At 70.3% G+C, this 16559-nt stretch carries 17 protein-coding genes; 7 read left to right on the top strand and 10 right to left on the bottom strand.

Annotated features, from left to right (window positions below; all coding sequences use genetic code 11):
• Window positions 1-613, bottom strand: a 613-nt coding sequence (locus tag E1218_RS29060; RefSeq protein WP_132325951.1) for an IclR family transcriptional regulator domain-containing protein, incomplete at its 3' end; no start/stop codon positions are given.
• Between the two features lie 61 nt (window positions 614-674).
• Between E1218_RS29060 and E1218_RS29055 the strand changes: the two genes are divergently transcribed.
• From E1218_RS29055 to E1218_RS29030, 6 genes are read left to right on the top strand one after another with little or no spacing between them, the layout of a single operon-like run.
• The gene (locus tag E1218_RS29055) at window positions 675-1505 is read left to right on the top strand and encodes a CoA transferase subunit A (protein ID WP_132325950.1); all 831 of its coding nucleotides are present in this window, start codon (window positions 675-677) and stop codon (window positions 1503-1505) included.
• Window positions 1498-2253 carry a CoA-transferase subunit beta gene (locus tag E1218_RS29050; protein ID WP_132325948.1) on the top strand — a complete coding sequence of 252 codons (756 nt, stop codon included), beginning with the start codon at window positions 1498-1500 and terminating at the stop codon, window positions 2251-2253. Before E1218_RS29055 ends, E1218_RS29050 begins: the two co-directional genes overlap by 8 nt.
• The gene (locus tag E1218_RS29045; RefSeq protein WP_132325946.1) at window positions 2246-3283 is read left to right on the top strand and encodes a maleylacetate reductase; all 1038 of its coding nucleotides are present in this window, start codon (window positions 2246-2248) and stop codon (window positions 3281-3283) included. Before E1218_RS29050 ends, E1218_RS29045 begins: the two co-directional genes overlap by 8 nt.
• Window positions 3280-4470, top strand: coding sequence for a thiolase family protein (locus tag E1218_RS29040; RefSeq protein WP_132325944.1), 1191 nt, complete (start codon window positions 3280-3282; stop codon window positions 4468-4470). Before E1218_RS29045 ends, E1218_RS29040 begins: the two co-directional genes overlap by 4 nt.
• Entirely contained in the window at window positions 4467-5351 is an 885-nt protein-coding gene (locus E1218_RS29035) for an intradiol ring-cleavage dioxygenase (protein WP_202866250.1), read from the top strand. The genes E1218_RS29040 and E1218_RS29035 overlap by 4 nt, the downstream gene beginning before the upstream one ends.
• Window positions 5348-7111: an FAD-dependent oxidoreductase gene (locus tag E1218_RS29030; protein ID WP_132325942.1), complete on the top strand. Its 1764-nt coding sequence runs from the start codon at window positions 5348-5350 to the stop codon at window positions 7109-7111. The genes E1218_RS29035 and E1218_RS29030 overlap by 4 nt, the downstream gene beginning before the upstream one ends.
• A gap of 13 nt (window positions 7112-7124) precedes the next feature.
• On the opposite strand, the gene E1218_RS29025 is transcribed toward E1218_RS29030, so the two are convergent.
• The 3 genes from E1218_RS29025 to E1218_RS29015 form a co-directional block, all read right to left on the bottom strand.
• On the bottom strand, window positions 7125-7313 hold the full coding sequence (locus tag E1218_RS29025) for a hypothetical protein (protein ID WP_132325940.1): 189 nt from the start codon (window positions 7311-7313) through the stop codon (window positions 7125-7127).
• A 112-nt stretch (window positions 7314-7425) separates the two neighbouring features.
• On the bottom strand, window positions 7426-8640 hold the full coding sequence (locus E1218_RS29020; RefSeq protein ID WP_132325938.1) for an alpha-amylase family protein: 1215 nt from the start codon (window positions 8638-8640) through the stop codon (window positions 7426-7428).
• The gene (locus tag E1218_RS29015; RefSeq protein ID WP_132325936.1) at window positions 8637-9257 is read right to left on the bottom strand and encodes a TrmH family RNA methyltransferase; all 621 of its coding nucleotides are present in this window, start codon (window positions 9255-9257) and stop codon (window positions 8637-8639) included. The genes E1218_RS29020 and E1218_RS29015 overlap by 4 nt, the downstream gene beginning before the upstream one ends.
• 105 nt (window positions 9258-9362) lie before the next feature.
• Between E1218_RS29015 and E1218_RS29010 the strand changes: the two genes are divergently transcribed.
• A complete protein-coding gene (locus E1218_RS29010) occupies window positions 9363-10103 on the top strand; it encodes a DedA family protein (protein ID WP_267900335.1) in 741 nt (246 codons plus the stop codon).
• A 12-nt stretch (window positions 10104-10115) separates the two neighbouring features.
• Here the strand turns inward: E1218_RS29010 and E1218_RS29005 are convergent, their stop codons facing one another.
• The 6 genes from E1218_RS29005 to E1218_RS28980 form a co-directional block, all read right to left on the bottom strand.
• Entirely contained in the window at window positions 10116-10526 is a 411-nt protein-coding gene (locus E1218_RS29005) for a hypothetical protein (protein ID WP_132325934.1), read from the bottom strand.
• Window positions 10527-10634: 108 nt separating this feature from the next.
• Window positions 10635-13619: an AfsR/SARP family transcriptional regulator gene (locus E1218_RS29000; RefSeq protein WP_132325932.1), complete on the bottom strand. Its 2985-nt coding sequence runs from the start codon at window positions 13617-13619 to the stop codon at window positions 10635-10637.
• A gap of 218 nt (window positions 13620-13837) precedes the next feature.
• A complete protein-coding gene (locus E1218_RS28995; protein ID WP_233712548.1) occupies window positions 13838-14683 on the bottom strand; it encodes a LemA family protein in 846 nt (281 codons plus the stop codon).
• A 39-nt stretch (window positions 14684-14722) separates the two neighbouring features.
• Window positions 14723-15439, bottom strand: coding sequence for a hypothetical protein (locus tag E1218_RS28990; RefSeq protein ID WP_233712547.1), 717 nt, complete (start codon window positions 15437-15439; stop codon window positions 14723-14725).
• Window positions 15439-15984 (bottom strand): orotate phosphoribosyltransferase, encoded by a 546-nt coding sequence (gene pyrE / locus E1218_RS28985; protein ID WP_132325930.1) that lies wholly within the window; start codon window positions 15982-15984, stop codon window positions 15439-15441. The genes E1218_RS28990 and pyrE overlap by 1 nt, the downstream gene beginning before the upstream one ends.
• Window positions 15985-16044: 60 nt before the next feature.
• A partial coding sequence (locus tag E1218_RS28980; RefSeq protein WP_233712546.1) for a class E sortase occupies window positions 16045-16559 on the bottom strand: 515 nt, incomplete at its 5' end.

Here is a 16559-nt window from a genome sequence, read left to right as displayed (position 1 = left end):
AGCGGAGGCCGAGTTCCAGCTCCTGGTCGACCACGGCGTAGCCGTCCACGCGAGCACGGTCGACGACCTCGCGAAGTCCGTCCGCCGACGTCACCGTGCGGTCGGTCAGGGGCTCGGGTTTCACCGTCGAGAGGTACTCGGTCAGCTCGTCGCCGGGCAGTCCGGCGAGCAGCACCCGACCCATGGAGGTCGCGTACGCCGGCAGCCGCGCACCCACGCCGAGCGCGACCGTCATGATCCGGCTGGTCGGCACGCGGGCGACGTACACGATGTCGGGGAGGTCGAGCGTGGCGATCGAGCAGGACTCGCGGGTCGTCGCGCTGAGTTCCTCCATGAACGGCCCGGCGATCTCGCCGAAGTCCAGCGACGACAAGTAGGCCCACCCGAGCGCGAGTACACGCGGCGTGAGTGAGAACCGCCGGCCGTCACTGCGGACGTAGCCGAGCTCCGAGAGCGTGAGGAGGATCCGCCGGGCCGTCGCCGGGGTGATCCCGACGTCGCGGGCGACCTCGCTCAGCGTCAGCGAGGGCGCGTCCGCCGAGAACGCGCGGATCACCGCGAGCCCGCGGTCGAGCCCTTGCAGGAACGTCCCTGTGGACGCCTCACCGGCCATCGGCTAGCCTTTTCGTTGAAAGAAGAATTTTTCGCTCAGCGAAATCCTAGCGGAGCAGCGCATGCCACGTCCAGTTCCTCTCGGCGAAGCGATCGCGGCGCACGTGCACGACGGCGACACGGTGGCCCTCGAAGGCTTCACCCACCTGATCCCGTTCGCGGCGGCCCACGAGATCGCCCGGCAGGGTCGCCGGCACCTGACCCTCGTCCGGATGACGCCGGATCTCGTCTACGACCAACTCATCGGGCTGGGCGTCGCGGACGAGTTGGTGTTCTCGTACGGCGGCAACCCGGGCGTCGGCTCACTCCACCGGTTCCGGGACGCGGTCGAGCGGCACTGGCCGCACCGGCTCGTGGTCCACGAGCACAGCCACGCCGGCCTCGCGAACGCGTACGTCGCCGGCGCCGCCCGACTGCCCTTCGCCGTACTGCGCGGGTACCGCGGCACCGACCTGGAGGAGCAGCGGGACATCGTCGGCCGGGTCACCTGCCCGTTCACCGGTGAGGAGTTGGCCGCGGTGAAGGCGGTGAACCCGGATGTCGCCGTCATCCACGCGCAACTGGCGGACCGCGACGGCAACGTCATGCTCTGGGGCATCACCGGCGTACAGCGTGAGGCCGTGCTGGCGGCGCAGCAGGCGATCGTCACGGTGGAAGAGGTGGTGGACGAGTTCCCGGAGCGGACCGGTGCGGTCGTGCTGCCGAACTGGGTGCTGTCGGCGGTCTGCGTCGTACCGGGTGGTGCCTGGCCTTCGTACGCCGCTGGCTATTCGGTGCGCGACAACGACTTCTACCAGCAGTGGGACGCGGTGTCGCGGGATCGCGAGGCCTTCCTCGCCTGGGCGCGGGAGAACGGACTGCCCACCACGGAGGAGGTGGGCGCACATGTCTGACTCCTGGGAGAGCGCGGACATGATGAACGTCGCGGCCGCCCGCGAACTGCACGACGGGGATGTCTGCCTGGTCGGCGTCGGCCCGCCCAACCTCGCGGCCAACCTCGCCCGGCGGACGCACGCACCGGCCTGCCGGCTCGTGTACGAGTCGGGCGCGATCGACGCCAGGCCGCGCAGGCTCCCGTTGTCGATCGGCGACGACGACTTGGCCGCAACGGCGACCGCGGTGGTGTCGGTGCCGGAGATGTTCAACTACTGGGTCGGCGCCGGGCGGATCGACGTCGGGTTCCTGGGCGCCGCGCAGATCGACCGGTTCGGCAACCTCAACACGACGGTGATCGGCGACCACGACAACCCCAGGACCCGGCTGCCGGGTGCCGGCGGCGCACCGGAGATCGCGGCCTCGGCCGGCCGGGTGATCGTGATCGTCAAGCAGTCACCGCGCACGTTCGTCGAGCAGGTCGACTTCGTCAGCTCCGTCGGCTACGGCCCGACCGGACGCGAGCGCCGGGCCCGCGGCGCCGGCCCGACGCTGGTGATCACCGATCACGGCGTACTCGAGCCCGACCCGGACACCAACGAGCTGACGCTGACCAGGCTGCACCCGGGTGTGACCGTGGAGCAGGCGCGGCAGGCCACCGGCTGGGCCCTGAAGGTTGCCGACAGCATCAAGCAGGTCGACCCACCGACCGCCGCCGAACTCACTGCTCTCCGCCGGCTGCGCAACCGGGAGCCGGTCGATGCCTGAGCCGGTGAAGGGATTCGTGCACACGTTCCTGCCCGGCCGGGTCGTGCTCGGTCCCGGAACGCTGGACCGCGTGGCCGGCGAGGCCGCACTGCTGGACGTACGGCGGGTGTTGCTGATCGCAACCAGGTCCGCCCGGGACGCGGCCGACGTGGTCGAGATCGAGTTGACGGACCGGTTCGCGGGCCGCATCGACGGCGTGACCCGGCACGTGCCGACCGAGGTCGCCGAGCGGGCCCGGGAGAAGGCTCGGCTGGTCGGCGCGGACGGCCTGGTCGCGATCGGTGGCGGGTCGGCGATCGGACTGGCCAAGGCGGTCGCGCTGACGACCGGGAGCCCGATCGTCGCGGTGCCGACGACGTACGCGGGGTCGGAGATGACACCGGTCTGGGGTGAGACGTCCGCCGATGGCAAGACCACCGGCTCGGATCCGAAGGTGCTGCCGAAGTCGGTCGTCTACGACCCAGTTCTCACCATGCGCCTGCCGACGAAGCTGACTGCGGCCAGCGTCGCGAACGCGTTGGCGCACTGTGTCGAGGCGGTGTGGACGGCCAAGGCCGACCCGATCACCGAGACCACAGCGGTCGAAGCAGCCCGGGCGCTCGCCGCCGGACTCCGCCGGGTGCTCGAGCAACCGGACCTGGAGGCGCGGAGCGACCTGATGTACGGCGCCTGCCTCGCCGGCTCGGCGTTCGCGAGTGCGGGCTCGGATCTGCACCACAAGCTGTGCCACCACCTCGGCGGCACGTACAACCTGCCGCACGCGGAGACGCATGCGGTGGTCCTCCCCCAGGTCGCCAGGGTCAAGGCCACCAACGTCCCCCGAGCGAAGGCCCGGCTGGAGGATGCACTCCAGACAGCGGATCTGGCGACCGGTCTCTACGACCTGGTGGCCGACGCCGGCCTGCCCACCAGCCTGAGGGAATTGGGGCTGACCGAGAACCAGGCCCGCGAAGCCGGCCGGATCTTCGACGCCGAAGACATCCTCAGCCGCGCCTGGGCGGGTGCCAGGCCGGAAGGAGCAGCCCGATGAGACCCGCCTACATCCTGGACGCGGTCCGCACGCCGGTCGGCAAGCTCGGCGGCGCGCTCGCCTCCGCGCGGCCCGACGACCTCGCCGCGGCCACCCTGAAAGAACTGGCGTGCCGCACCGGCCTGGACCCGACCGACCTCGACGACGTCTTCCTCGGCAACGCGAACGGCGCCGGTGAGGAGAACCGCGACGTCGCCCGGATGGCCGCGTTGCTGGCCGGTTTCCCCACCAGCGTCCCCGGGACGACGGTCAACCGCCTGTGCGGGTCCGGTCTCGAAGCGGCCGTCCAGGCAGCACGGGCGATCGAGACGAACGACGCCGACCTGGTCATCGCGGGCGGCGTGGAGTCGATGAGCCGCGCGCCCTGGGTGCTGCCGAAACCGGACCGCGCCTACCCGCACGGCAGCCTGGCCGCGGAGTCGACCTCCCTCGGCTGGCGGCTGGTCAACCCGAGGATGCCGAAGGAGTGGACGATCTCCCTCGGCGAGGCCACCGAGCTGCTCGCCGAGCGCTACGGCATCTCCCGCGAAGCCCAGGACCTGTTCGCCCTGGAGAGTCACGAGAAGGCGGCCAAGGCCTGGGCGGCCGGCACCTTCGACGCGGAACTCGTTCCCTGGGACCGTCTCGCTGTCGCCGGGCCGCCACTGACAAGGGACGAGTCGATCCGCGACGGCGGCACGCCCGAGACGATGGCGCGACTCGAACCGGCGTTCCGGCCGGACGGCACCGTCACCGCGGGCAACGCGAGCACTTTGAACGACGGCGCCTCGGCGGTGCTGCTGGCCGGCGAGGAAGCCGCTGACAGGCTGGGTCTTGAGCCGATGGCGCGGATCGTCAGCCGGGCGGTCCACGCCGTCGATCCGCAGTACTTCGGGATCGGCCCGGTCGAGGCGTCCCGGAAGGCGTTGCGCAAGGCCGGGATCGGCTGGGACGACCTGACCCTGGTCGAGCTCAACGAGGCGTACGCCGCCCAGAGTCTGGCCTGCCTCGGACAGTGGCCGGAGCTCGACCGCGACAAGCTGAACGTGAACGGCGGAGCGATCGCCCTCGGCCATCCGCTCGGCAGTTCGGGCACCCGGATTCTCACCACGCTCGTCCACGAGCTCAGACGGCGCGGCGGTGGATACGGCCTGGCCACCCTGTGCATCGGAGTGGGCCAGGGCCTGGCGATGGTGATCGAAGCATGAGGAGCAACCAGATGGATCTGCAGGGCGACGGCCTCACCGAGGCTGTGGTAGCCAGTTTCGGCAACAGCACCGACCCGCGTACCCGGACTCTGCTGACGAGTCTGGTCAGACATCTGCACGCGTTCGCGCGCGAGGTGGAGCTGACCGAGGACGAGTACTTCGCCGCGATCGACTTCCTCACCCGGACGGGCCAGATCTCCACCGGCACGCGTCAGGAGTTCGTGCTGCTGGCCGACGTACTCGGGCTGTCGATGCTGACCGTGGGCCTGGAGAACCGCAAGCCGCCGGGGGCGACGCAGTCGACCGTGTTCGGGCCCTTCTTCGTCGAGGGATCGCCGGAGGTCGGGATCGGCGGCGACATCGCGAACGGCGCGCCCGGCCGGCCCTGCCTGGTGAGTGGGCGGGTTCTGAACACGAAGGGCGAACCGGTTGCGGGCGCCCTGGTGGAGACCTGGCAGGCCGACGAGGAGGGGTTCTACGACGTCCAGAAGAACCTCGACGGGCCGCAGAACCGCGGCCACCTGCATACCGATGCCGACGGCAACTATGCGTTCTGGGCGGTGAAGCCGGTCGCCTACCCGATCCCGGACGACGGCCCGGTCGGTGAGCTGCTCCGGGCGGGCGGCCGCGGCCCGATGCGGCCGGCCCACATCCACTTCATGGTGACCGCGCCCGGGTACTCCCGGCTCATCACCCACGTGTTCGCCGCCGGTGACGAGCACCTCGAGGACGACGCGGTCTTCGGCGTCAAGGACTCCCTGGTCGCCGAGTTCACCGAACACCCGGCGGGCACCGCCGCCCCCGACGGCACGACGCCCGGCCGGCCCTACTACACCGTCCACTACGACTTGGTGCTCGCCACCACCGAGGAGACCCAGTGATCACCACCGACGTGCTCATCGTGGGCAGCGGTCCGGCCGGCGGAGCCGCCTCACTGTTCCTGTCCACGTACGGCGTCGACAACGTCGTCCTCACCAGGTACGGCTGGACCGCCAACACGCCGCGGGCCCACATCACCAACCAGCGCACGATCGAGCTCATGCGGGACATGGGCATCGAGGACCAGGTGGCCGCCAAGGGCACCGAGCACGCGCTGATGGGTGAGACCGCGTTCTGCACCAGCCTCGCCGGTGAGGAGATCGGCCGGATTCGCACCTGGGGAACGCATCCGCGCCGGCTGGCCGACTACACCGAAGCCAGCCCGACGCTGCCCTGCGACCTGCCGCAGACCCTGTTCGAGCCGATTCTCCTCAGTACGGCGGCCGAGCGCGGCGCACGGCTGCGGTTCAACACCGAGTATCTGTCGCTGGAGCAGGACGAGGACGGAGTCACCGCGACGGTCCGCGACCGACTGCGCTCTGCCTCCGGCCCCGACCAGGCGCACCCTGGCGACACGACGTACCAGATCCGGGCGAAGTACCTGATCGGGGCGGACGGCGGTCGCAGCAAGGTGGCCCAGGACATCGGTCTGCCGATGGCCGGCTCGATGGACGTCGAGGGGTCGATGAACATCGTCTTCGAGGCCGACCTCTCCCGGTACGTCGCCCATCGCCCGAGCGTCCTGTACTGGGTTTTGCAGCCGGGCGCTCAGATCGGCGGGATCGGCGCCGGGCTGATCCGGATGGTCCGGCCGTGGAACGAGTGGCTGATCGTCTGGGGCTACGACATCACCCAGCCGGCCCCGGTGGTCGACGAGGCGATGGCGACCGAGATCGTGCACAACCTGGTCGGCGACGACACGATCGACGTGAAGCTGAAGAGTACGTCGGTCTGGAGCGTCAACCACATGTACGCCCAGAAGGCGACCGTCGGCCGGGTGTTCTGCATGGGCGACGCGATCCACCGGCACCCGCCGAGCAATGGCCTCGGCTCGAACACGTCGATCCAGGACGCGTACAACCTGGCCTGGAAGCTCTCGCTGGTCCTAAAGGGCCACGCCGCCCCCGCCCTCCTCGACAGCTACGACGAGGAGCGGGTGCCGATTGCCCGGCAGATCGTGGAACGGGCGAACAAGAGCCGCACGCAGTTCGGCCAGATCTTCCGCGCGCTCGGGATGACGCCGGACGCCCCACCCGGGCGGACGATCGAGTCCCGCAAGGACGACACGCCGGAAGGCGCCGCCCAGCGGGACGAACTGCGGACCGCGATCGAGTTGAAGGACTACGAGTTCAACGCCCACGGTGTCGAGCTCGGCCAGCGCTACCGGTCGGCCGCGGTCGTCGACGACGGTACGGCGGAACCGGCGTACGACCGGGATCCGGAACTGTACTACCACCCGACGACGTGGCCGGGTGCGCGGGTCCCGCACTGCTGGCTGACCCGCGGATCGGAGACCGTCAGCACCCTCGACGTCGTCGGCAAGGGCCGCTTCACCCTGCTCACAGGCATCGGCGGCGAGGCGTGGGTGAAGGCGGCGCAGGCGGTGTCCGAGCACCTCGGCGTACCGGTCGAACCGTTCGTGATCGGGCCGGGTCACGAGCTCGACGACCTGTACGGCGACTGGGCCCGGGCGCGGGAGATCCCGGACGACGGGTGTCTCCTGATCCGCCCGGACGCGCACGTCGCCTACCGGTCGTCCGGGCTCCCCGACGATGCCGCGGAGACCCTCCAACAGGTCCTGTCCACCCTGCTGGGCCGCTGACCAAGCGGGCTCACTAGGCCGCCGACGACTGGTGTGTCTCCCGCAGGATCCGGTCCAGGATCGCCGAGATCTCGGCGGTCTCGGCGTCCAAAAGGGTGATCAGCGCGACCCGGGACGTTTCCGTGCGCGCTTCCAGAGCCGCCGCGCTCAAGGCGCGCACGGTCCCCAGCTCGTAGATCAACTCATCCCACAGAGAACTCATCAACTACCCCCTTTCCCGCGCAGACCCGGGGCCCCACCTCAGTTGGGGTCCGACTCTGGTCGAGAAGCCTCACACGTCCTCACGCTGCACAACGGGGAAGCATCGGCCGAGGTTACGGGCCCGTCAGCAATCTCCAGTCGTGGGCCGGGACGACGAGCGGATCGTCCGCGGTCAGCCCGGCCGCGGAGACCGGGAACTTCCGGGGGGAGTCCGAGAGGTTGAGCAGCAGAAGCACCTCGCCGTCACCGGTCGTCCGGAGCGCGATCGTCTCGTTGGTCAGGTGCTCGACCTTCGTCCGTGCACGCGTGAGCCAGGCGTTGCGCCGCCGTACGCCGATCAACTCCTGATGCAGCCGGTACGTCGAGAGCCCGTCCGGAGCGAGCTCCGCCGGCGTCTCCGGGAACGCCGGCCGGATCGCGTCGTCGCCGCCGGCCCGGTCCTCCTTCAGCCCGTGGAACGCCTGCTCGTCACCGGAGTAGACACTCGGTACGCCGCCGACCGCGACCAGGATCGCGAGCGCGTGCCCGAGATGTCGCTCGTCGACCAACTGCGTGGCGATCCGGGTGACGTCGTGGTTGCCGACGAAGGTCTGCGGCACGAACGTGTCCAGCAGCGCGTCATGCCGCTCCAGCGCGTGGGCCAGCTCGTAGAGGTTGCCGTCGTTCAGTGAGCTCCAGATCGCCTTCCACAGCTCGTACTGCGTGACCGAGTCGAGGCCGCTCGCCGCGACGTACCCGGCGTAGTCGCCGTGGATGACCTCACCGAAGAACCACGCCTCCGGGAACTCCTCCCGTGGCAGGACGGCCCGCCAGAACTCCGGCGGTACGGCGTACGCCGCGTCGAGCCGCCACCCGTCGGCACCACGGCCGAGCCAGTGCGACAGGACGTTCTTCACGTACTGCGCGACCGCCGGCTGACTGTGGTCCAGCGCGACCAGGTGGCCGTGGCCCTCGAAGGTGGCGAGCGACCCGTCGGCGCGGCGGCGGAACCACTCGGGCGGTGCGTCGAACGATCGGGCGACGTGGTTGAACACTCCGTCGAGCGCGACCCGCAGTCCGCGCTTCCTGGCCTCCGCGACCAGCCGGTCGAAGTCCGCGTCGTCCCCGAGCCGCGGATCGATGCGGAAGTGGTCCACGGTGTCGTAGCCGTGCGTCTCGGACGCGAACACCGGCCCGAGCAGCAACCCCGTGCAGCCGAGGTCGACCACGTAGTCGAGCCAGTTCGTCAACCTGCCGAGGCGGTGGACGACCGTCGTACCGGAGGTCTGCTCGGCGCCGGTGAAGCCGAGCGGGTAGACCTGCCACCAGATCGTGTCGTCGACTGTCATGGCTTCTGCCCGAAGGTGTGGCGGCGGATCCAGGCGTGCAGGGCGATCGCGGCAGCGGCGCTGGCGTTGATCGAGCGGGTGGAGCCGAACTGGGCGATCGACAGGACGTCGGTGCAGATCGCGTGGGCGTCCTCGGTCAGGCCGGGGCCCTCCTGACCGAAGAGGAGGATGCAGGCGGCCGGCAGTTCGTACGTCTCCAGCGGGAGCGAGCCGGGCAGGTTGTCGATCCCGATCACGGGCAGGCCGTGCCCGGCGGCGTACGCCGCCAGGTCGTCGAGGCGCGGGTGGTGGCGGACGTGCTGGTAGCGGTCGGTGACCATCGCGCCACGGCGGTTCCACCTCCGGTTGCCGACGATGTGCACCTCGGCGGCCAGGAAGGCGTTCGCGGTCCGGACGACCGAGCCGATGTTCAGGTCGTGCTGCCAGTTCTCGATCGCGACGTGGAACGGGTTCCGCTGCCGGTCGAGGTCGGCGACGATCGCCTCCAGCGTCCAGTACCGGTACTTGTCGACCACGTTGCGTCGGTCACCGGACGCGAGCAGTTCCGGATCCAGCCGCGGATCGTCGGGCCGGTCACCCTGCCACGGGCCCACTCCGACCTCGTTCGGCCCGGCCATGTCTGACTCCTTCCCCACCCCACCGGCCCGGTCGTCAGCGCCGTTCCGGTCCCGCTTCGCGTCTCGAGCAAGCTTTTGCACAGGTTGGGACGCTACCCTGTGCGCGTGCTTTCTCTCGTCGCGATGCTGATGCCGAACTGGATGGACCCGGAATACCTGCTGAACTGGCTGGGTGACTGGTCCCTCTGGGGAACCGCCGCGGTCGTGTTCATCGAGTGCGGGCTGCTGTTCCCGATCCTGCCCGGTGATTCGCTGCTGTTCGCCGTCGGCCTGTTCATCGCGCACGGCACGATCGACGTGCCGCTGTGGCTGGCCTGCGTGATCCTGACCGTGGCCGCGTTCCTCGGCAACGTGTCCGGCTACTACATCGGCAGGGTGCTCGGGACCACGCTGTTCACCAACCCGAACGCGCGGTTCCTGAAACCGAAGTACATCGAGGAGACGCACGCGTTCTTCGAGAAGTACGGTCCGCGGGCGCTGGTGCTGGCCCGGTTCGTGCCGATCGTCCGCACCTTCATCACGGTCGTGGCCGGCGCGGGCAAAATGGACCCGCGGAAGTTCTTCGTCTGGACCGGCGTCGGCGCGGTCCTGTGGGCCACCGGCCTGACCCTGCTCGGCCACGTGCTCGGCCAGGTGAAGTTCATCCACGAGCACCTCGAGTCGGCGATCCTGCTGATCGTCCTGATCTCGGTGGTCCCGATGTTCGTCGAGTGGTTCCTGGCCAAGCGGCGTGCCCGCGCGCAGGCGGCCACCATCGGGGTGACCGAGGCGCCCGCCGAGAGCCTCACCGTGGCCGACACCGGCCTGGCCGACTCCGCAGCGACCACCCAGCGCGCCGACGACTGATGGCGCCGGGCGTCAGTGCCCGAGCGGGAAGTGTGCCTTCGACCAAACCCAGTCGGTGGAGAGGTCGCTGAGCGGGGCCACCTCGACCGGGCCGCGCAGCAGCGGGCCGACCACTCGACCGGAGCCGAGTGAACAGGCCACCCGGATCCGGTCGGCCGCCTGGTACCAGACCAGCGCCCCCCGTGGCGCCGCCCCCTCCTGCAGCAGGGCGTGATGGTCGAGCCACCGCACCGCATCACCCGTGTCGTTCCAGCCGCTGTCCTGGGCGTAGCCGAACGCCATTCGCTGGAACTTCAGCGGCCAGTCCTGCCAGGCCGTCGATCCCACCCGTTCCAGCTGCCAGTTGAGTGCTGCTTCGGTGTCGCGCGGGTTCACTCCCCGGGCCGCGATCCGGCGCTCCACAAGGACCTCCCCCCAGGCCATGGCAATTTCTCCCCGATCCCCCGAAATCGCCAGGCCTGTCGCCGTGGCAGGACACATCCTGTCCGACGGGGATACACCCGCCGTACATTCGCCCAACCACCCAGCGGTTCAGCCCGCGGCGGTGGTGGTGTCGAAGGCCGCGACCGCCCGCCGGCACTCGGCCGCCCGGACGTCGTTCCCGGCCTGCTGCCAGACCCGGGCGGCGCGGTCGAGAGTACGGCGGGCCGAGTCGAGGTTCCCGGTGGACAGGTAGAGCTGCCCGAGGTGCTGCGCCGCCTGTCCCTCGACGCTGCGGTCACCGAGCCGGTGGCCGATGTCGATCGAGTCGAGCAGCATTTTCCGCGCGGCCGCGACCTCACCGCGCTCCATCAGTGTCTGCCCGAGATCGGCCCGGGTGTACGCCGCGCAGTGGTCGTCGCCCATGCCGTTGAAGATCGCCAGCGCGGTCCGCAACTGCCGAACCGCCTGGTCGTAGCGCCCTTGCGCTGCCCGCAGTGCCGCGACCCGGCGGCGTACCTTGGCCTCACGGTGACTATCGGCCCGCCGTACGGCGAGCAGGAAGGCTTCGGCCAGGTAGCGGCCCGCGGTCACCGTGTCGCCGCGGGACAGCCAGACGTTCGCGATCGCGGTCCGGGCGAGTGCCTCGGCGTTGGCGTTGCCGACCTGGACGAACGCCTCGACCGCCTTCTCGTACTGCCGCAGACCTTCCTCGGGCTTGCCGCGCTCCCGCAGCCAGGTGCCGAGCCCGACGGCCGCGATGCCCTCGCCCAGGCGCTCCCCGACCTCGGCCGACAACCGCGCGGCCGTGTCGAGGTGCCGCCAGGCGGTGTCCCAGTCGTCCTGGTACAGCGCCAACTGGCCGAGGTTGCGGTGCATGATCGCCTCGCCGCGGCGGTCCCCGCAGGCCACCGCGCTCAGCAGACCCTGCTGGTGCGAGCTGTTCCAGTCCTCGAAACCGGCCCGCATGTCCAGGTACGGCGCCCAGGCGGACGCGATCCGCCAGGCGTGGTCGTGCAACCCGTTCTGCGCCGCCGCGCGGATCGCCGGCACGAACGTACTGCGCTCACTGTCGAACCACGCGATCGCGTCGGTCTCGGTGAACGGCGACGGATCCGGCCCGGTCAACGGACCGGTGTGCTCGAGCACGCCGAAGTACTCGAAGGCCAGGGCGGCGTTGGCCCGGCGCATCTTGTTCAGGATCGCGTCCAGCACGGTGGTCACGTCCCGGACCGCCTGCGCCTTCTGCTCCTCGTCGCCGACGCCGATCGCGTGCAGCCGGAGCAGATCGTGCACCCGGTAGCGCGCCGTACCGCGGTGGTCGACCGAGCTGATCCGGACCAGGTTGACCTCGATCAGCCGGTCCAGGCTCCGTCGTACGGCGGCCGGCGACGCGACCGCCTCGAGTGCGCGGGCCGAGAACACGCCGACCGCGAAGTGGCCGATCAACCGGTACAGCCGGGCCTCCTCCGGGCTGAGCGCGTCGTAGCTCAGATCCGCACTCGTCCGGACGGCGAGCTCGCCGATGCTCAGCTCGTCCAGCCGCGAGGTCTCGTCCCGCAGCCGCCGGGCCAGCTCGCCCGGGCTCAGGTCGGGCCGCTGCGCCAGCCGGCTGCCGACGATCCGGATCGCCAGCGGCAGGTTCCCGCAGGCCGACAGGATCTCCTCGGCCGCGGCCGAGGTTCGGTCGATCCGCGCGGCGCCGGCCACCTGCTCGAGCAGCGCGGCCGCGTCGGCGTCGTCGAAGGTGTCCAGCGGCAAGCTGTCGGCACCGGACAGATCCATCAGCCGGTTGCGGCTGGTGACGACAACCGCGGACGCACCGGTGCCCGGCATCAGCGGCGTCACCTGGCTCGCCGTCGCCACGTCGTCGAGGATGATCAGCACCCTTCGACTGGCAAGCTCGGACCGCAGCATCGCCGAGCGCCGCTCGGGATCGGTCGGGATCGCGTAGTCGGGCAGGTTGAAGCTGAGCAGCAGGTCGGTGAGCGCGGCCGCCGGATCCCGGGGCTGGATCGCACCGTGCATGTCCAGGTAGATCTGGCCGTTCGGGAAGAAGTCCCGGACCTGATGTCCGAGCCGGACCGCGAGCGAGGTCTTCCCCGTGCCGGGCGCACCCGAGATGACCGCGATCGGCGGGCGCACCGGGTCACGGCCGCAGACGAGGTCGCGCAACTGCTCCAGCTCCTCCTGCCGGCCGCTGAAGTCCGGCAGGTCGAGGGGCAACTGGCTGGGCGGCCGCGGCGGGACCATCAGCTCCGGCGCCGCCATCGGGCCCGGCTGGACGACGTCCGGTCCGGGGCGTTGCGTCGTTCGCGCGGACGGGATGCCCGGGTTCGGCCAGTTGGCGGACCGGCCGTTCTCCGCGCGCGCACCGGCCGCCTCGAGCTCAGGACCCGGCTCGATGTCGAGCTCGTCGGCGAGCGTCTGCACGGCCTTGGCGTAGACGGCTCGGGCCTCACCGACCCGCCCGGCGGCCAGGAGCGCGTCGACCAGGCGGCGCCAGAGCTGCTCGTCGTACGGGTCCTCGGTGAGGCGCGCGCTGAGCAGCACGGCCGCGCCACTGGCGTCACCGTGCTCCAGCCGGAGGTCGAGGAGCATGTCGACCAGTCCGCGGTGCTGCGCCTCCAGACGGGCGAGCGAGCCCTCCCAGGCGGCCGGGATCGTCAGGTCCTCGAGCGGACGGCCGCGCCACAGCGAGTACGCCCGCGACAGCACCTGCATGGCCTGGCGGCCGTCTCCGGCGTCGCGGAGGTGGCCGCCTTCGGCGAGCAGCGACTCGAACAGGCTGGCGTCGAGCTCATCGACCCCGACCTCGATGCTGTAGCCGGCGGCCGAGGTGTCGATCGGGGCAGGCAGGCCGGCATCCTGCAGCACGCCGCGCAGCGCCCGGACATAGGTCCGGATGTTCGCCGTCGCTGAGCGTGGCGGATTGTTCTCCCAGAGCGCGTCGGCGATCAGGTCGGTCGAGACGAACCGGTTGGGGTGCAGCAGCAACGTTGCCAGCAGCTGACGCGGCTTGGCCGCCCGCAGCGGCTGGCCCTGGACGTGAACGAGGCGCAGAGGTCCGAGGATTCCGTACCTCAGACTGTCCACCTGGGTGCCCTCTCACTCTGGAACCGGCCCCATCGTGGCATCCCGTTGCACCCCGCGTGAAGGCCGATGTACGCCGGATGTATCTCGTTCAGGCACTGTTGAGACCAGGTACCGGGGGGAGGGCAGGCCTGGGAGCGGCGACTGACCGCCGTCGCACCCGGGCCTGGCACTGGTAGGGAGTTCGGGGTCGGGGGTCCCGGACCACGGGGAACCGGTGCCTAGTGGCCACCGGTGAACGGCGGCTGTCCGTCCTGTGGGCCGGGGGAACCCGCAGGCGGGCCGCCTACCGGTGGCCCGCTCTGGTACTGGCCCGGCTGCTGCTGGTACGGCGGCTGTGCCGGCTGCTGCTGGCCCTGCTGCTGGGGATGAACCGGGAACTGCGGCTGCCCCTGATAGTTGTTCTGGTCACCCGGAATCTGCGGGTGAATCTGGCCGGACGACTGCGGCCCGGGCTGCATCTGCGGCGGCGCCTGCTCGCCTGCGACCGACCCGATCGTGCCGAACGAGACCTGCGGGACGGAGCGGACCTGCTCGTCGTTGACCTCGAAGTAGCCGGCCTTCTCGAACTTGAAGCCGTTCGCGATCAGGTTCGACGGGAACGCCTCGACCCGGGTGTTGTAGTCACCGACGTTCGCGTTGAAGAACCGCCGGCCGGCCGCGATCCGGTCCTCGGTGTCGGTCAGCTCGCGCTGCAGGTTGAGGAAGTTCTGGTTCGACTGCAGCTGCGGGTACGCCTCGACCGAGACCATCAGCTGACGCAGCGCGCCTGACAGCTGACTCTCCGCCGCCGCCCGCTGCTCCGGCGGCGCGCCCTGGACGTTCACCGCCTGCGTGCGCAGCCGGGCGACCTCCTCGAACACGTGCCGCTCGTGCGCGGCGAACGCGCGGACGCTCTCGACCAGGTTCGGGATCAGGTCGTAGCGCCGGTGCAGCTCGACGTCGATCTGGCGCCACGACTCCTGGATCAGGTTCCGCTGCTTGACGAACCGGTTGTACGACACGATCAGCGCGATTCCCACGATCACGACGACCGCCACGACCGCTGTGACGACGAAGGTCAGCATTCCCCTGCTCCCGAGTGTTGGCGATGCTCAGGTGCGACTCTACGGGTGCCGGGGTCCCTGCAGACGCGGGTCGACGCCCGCGTAGTCCTTCCAGACGTACGGCGGCACCTGCTCGACCACCTGCTGCAGCAGGGCCAGCCGGTTCATCACCTCGGCGGGGTCGTGCGCCCCCTTGTCCCAGCCGACCAGCGAGTTGCCCTCGACGCGCCAGCCGATCTCACCGCGGGCCAGCAACAGCTCCATCATTCGCGGCGTCACCACCGCGTGCCCGAACCGCTCGTCGTCCGCCTTCACCCGGAACGCCCGGTTGAACTGGTCGCTCTCGAACTGGAGGTCGCGGAACCCGAAGGCGTTCGCCACCGCGCCACCGAAGATCCCTTCATGGGTGACTTCCAGGTGCGGCAGTGCGCCGGGAAGCCGCAGCACGACCACGCCGAACTTGTGCGTGGTCGTCCGGCGCCGGCCCTTCGAGTCGGTCGAGTGCGTCTGGTAGCTGTAGTCGAAGGCAACCATCGGATGGCCGTTGAACGCGCCGGTCAGCACGTTCTTCACCCACCGGTTGTCACCGGTGCCGAACGGCGTACCCGCCCACTGGTGCGCCAGCGAGTTGTCGGCCGGCCGGTACGACCACCCCTGCTGGGCGGCGAAACCGGCGAACAGTTCGCGGCGCTTCTTCGCGGCCAGGTAGTTGAAGTAGAAGACGCCCAGCGCGAGGACGAACGCGATCGGGACCAGGAGGACCGGGTTGAAGTCCATCAGCCGAGCCCGAGCTCCTCGAGCCCGAACAGTGACCGGTACTCCAGCCCTTCCGACTCCACCTTCTCCCGCGCGCCGGTGGAACGGTCGACGATCACCGCGACCGCGACCACCTCGGCACCGGCCTCCCGCAACGCCTCGACCGCGGTCAGCACCGAGCCGCCGGTGGTGGAGGTGTCCTCGACCGCGAGCACCCGGCGGCCCTTCACGTCCGGGCCCTCGATCCGGCGCTGCAGACCGTGGGTCTTCTCGGCCTTGCGAACGACGAACGCGTCCAGCCGGCGCCCCTGCTGGGCGGCCGCGTGCAGCATCGACATCGCGACCGGGTCGGCGCCGAGCGTGAGGCCGCCGACGGCGTCGTACGCGAGATCCTCGGTCAGCTCGAGCATCGCCGGGCCGATCAGCGGGGCCGCGGCCGCGTCCAGCGTGATCCGGCGGAGGTCGACGTAGTAGTCGGCTTCCTTCCCCGACGCCAGCGTCACCCGGCCGTGCACGACAGCCTTCGACTTCACCTGCTCCAGCAGTCCGTCCCGGTCGTAGCTCATAGGCGTCGAGCTTAGATCAAGGGCGGGGCGTGGCCCGTGGTTGCCCGCCACGCCCCTCATTCAGGCCTTCTTCCCGACCTTCACCAGGCGGCCGAACGCGACCGATCTGTCCGGGGAGTGGAAGAGGTCCTGGCAGGTCGTCAGGGTGATGATCGACCTGGTCGGCGTCTCCCGGGGCTTGCCGGGGACGGGCTCCAGCACCCAGGTGTCGGTGGGCTTCACGGTCAGGTCGCGCGGGGACCCGTCCAGCTCGTAGGTGTAGACGGCGTCCGCGGTCTCCACGATCACCTCGTCGCCCTTGTGGAGCTCCAGCAACTTGCGGAACGGCGAGCCGTGGGTGACCCGGTGCCCGGCGATCGCGAAGTTCCCCGGCCGGCCGGGCAGTTGTGTCTGCGGGTAGTGCCCGATGCCACGGGTCAGGTCGTCCTCGCCGACACCTTCCACGACGGGCTTCTCCCAGTCCGGGCCGAACTTCGGGATCCGCAGCAGCACCATCGCCTCACCGGGCTTCGGGGTGCTCGGCGCCGGCTGCTTCCACTGCTCACGCAGCGCGGACTCGCCCTCGGCCATCTTCC

It is taken from the genome of Kribbella turkmenica (genome assembly GCF_004348725.1).
Lineage (GTDB): Bacteria > Actinomycetota > Actinomycetes > Propionibacteriales > Kribbellaceae > Kribbella > Kribbella turkmenica.
This window is presented reverse-complemented; position numbering and strand designations above follow the sequence as displayed.

Excerpts from the sequence above, each read along its gene's own strand:
- E1218_RS29055 (WP_132325950.1), top strand. The coding sequence starts at position 675 with ATGCCACGTCCAGTTCCTCTCGGCGAAGCGATCGCGGCGCACGTGCAC.
- E1218_RS29050 (WP_132325948.1), top strand. The coding sequence starts at position 1,498 with ATGTCTGACTCCTGGGAGAGCGCGGACATGATGAACGTCGCGGCCGCC.
- E1218_RS29045 (WP_132325946.1), top strand. The coding sequence starts at position 2,246 with ATGCCTGAGCCGGTGAAGGGATTCGTGCACACGTTCCTGCCCGGCCGG.
- E1218_RS29040 (WP_132325944.1), top strand. The coding sequence starts at position 3,280 with ATGAGACCCGCCTACATCCTGGACGCGGTCCGCACGCCGGTCGGCAAG.
- E1218_RS29035 (WP_202866250.1), top strand. The coding sequence starts at position 4,467 with ATGAGGAGCAACCAGATGGATCTGCAGGGCGACGGCCTCACCGAGGCT.
- E1218_RS29025 (WP_132325940.1), bottom strand. The coding sequence starts at position 7,313 with ATGAGTTCTCTGTGGGATGAGTTGATCTACGAGCTGGGGACCGTGCGC.
- E1218_RS29020 (WP_132325938.1), bottom strand. The coding sequence starts at position 8,640 with ATGACAGTCGACGACACGATCTGGTGGCAGGTCTACCCGCTCGGCTTC.
- E1218_RS29015 (WP_132325936.1), bottom strand. The coding sequence starts at position 9,257 with ATGGCCGGGCCGAACGAGGTCGGAGTGGGCCCGTGGCAGGGTGACCGG.
- E1218_RS29005 (WP_132325934.1), bottom strand. The coding sequence starts at position 10,526 with ATGGCCTGGGGGGAGGTCCTTGTGGAGCGCCGGATCGCGGCCCGGGGA.
- E1218_RS28995 (WP_233712548.1), bottom strand. The coding sequence starts at position 14,683 with ATGCTGACCTTCGTCGTCACAGCGGTCGTGGCGGTCGTCGTGATCGTG.
- E1218_RS28990 (WP_233712547.1), bottom strand. The coding sequence starts at position 15,439 with ATGGACTTCAACCCGGTCCTCCTGGTCCCGATCGCGTTCGTCCTCGCG.
- pyrE (WP_132325930.1), bottom strand. The coding sequence starts at position 15,984 with ATGAGCTACGACCGGGACGGACTGCTGGAGCAGGTGAAGTCGAAGGCT.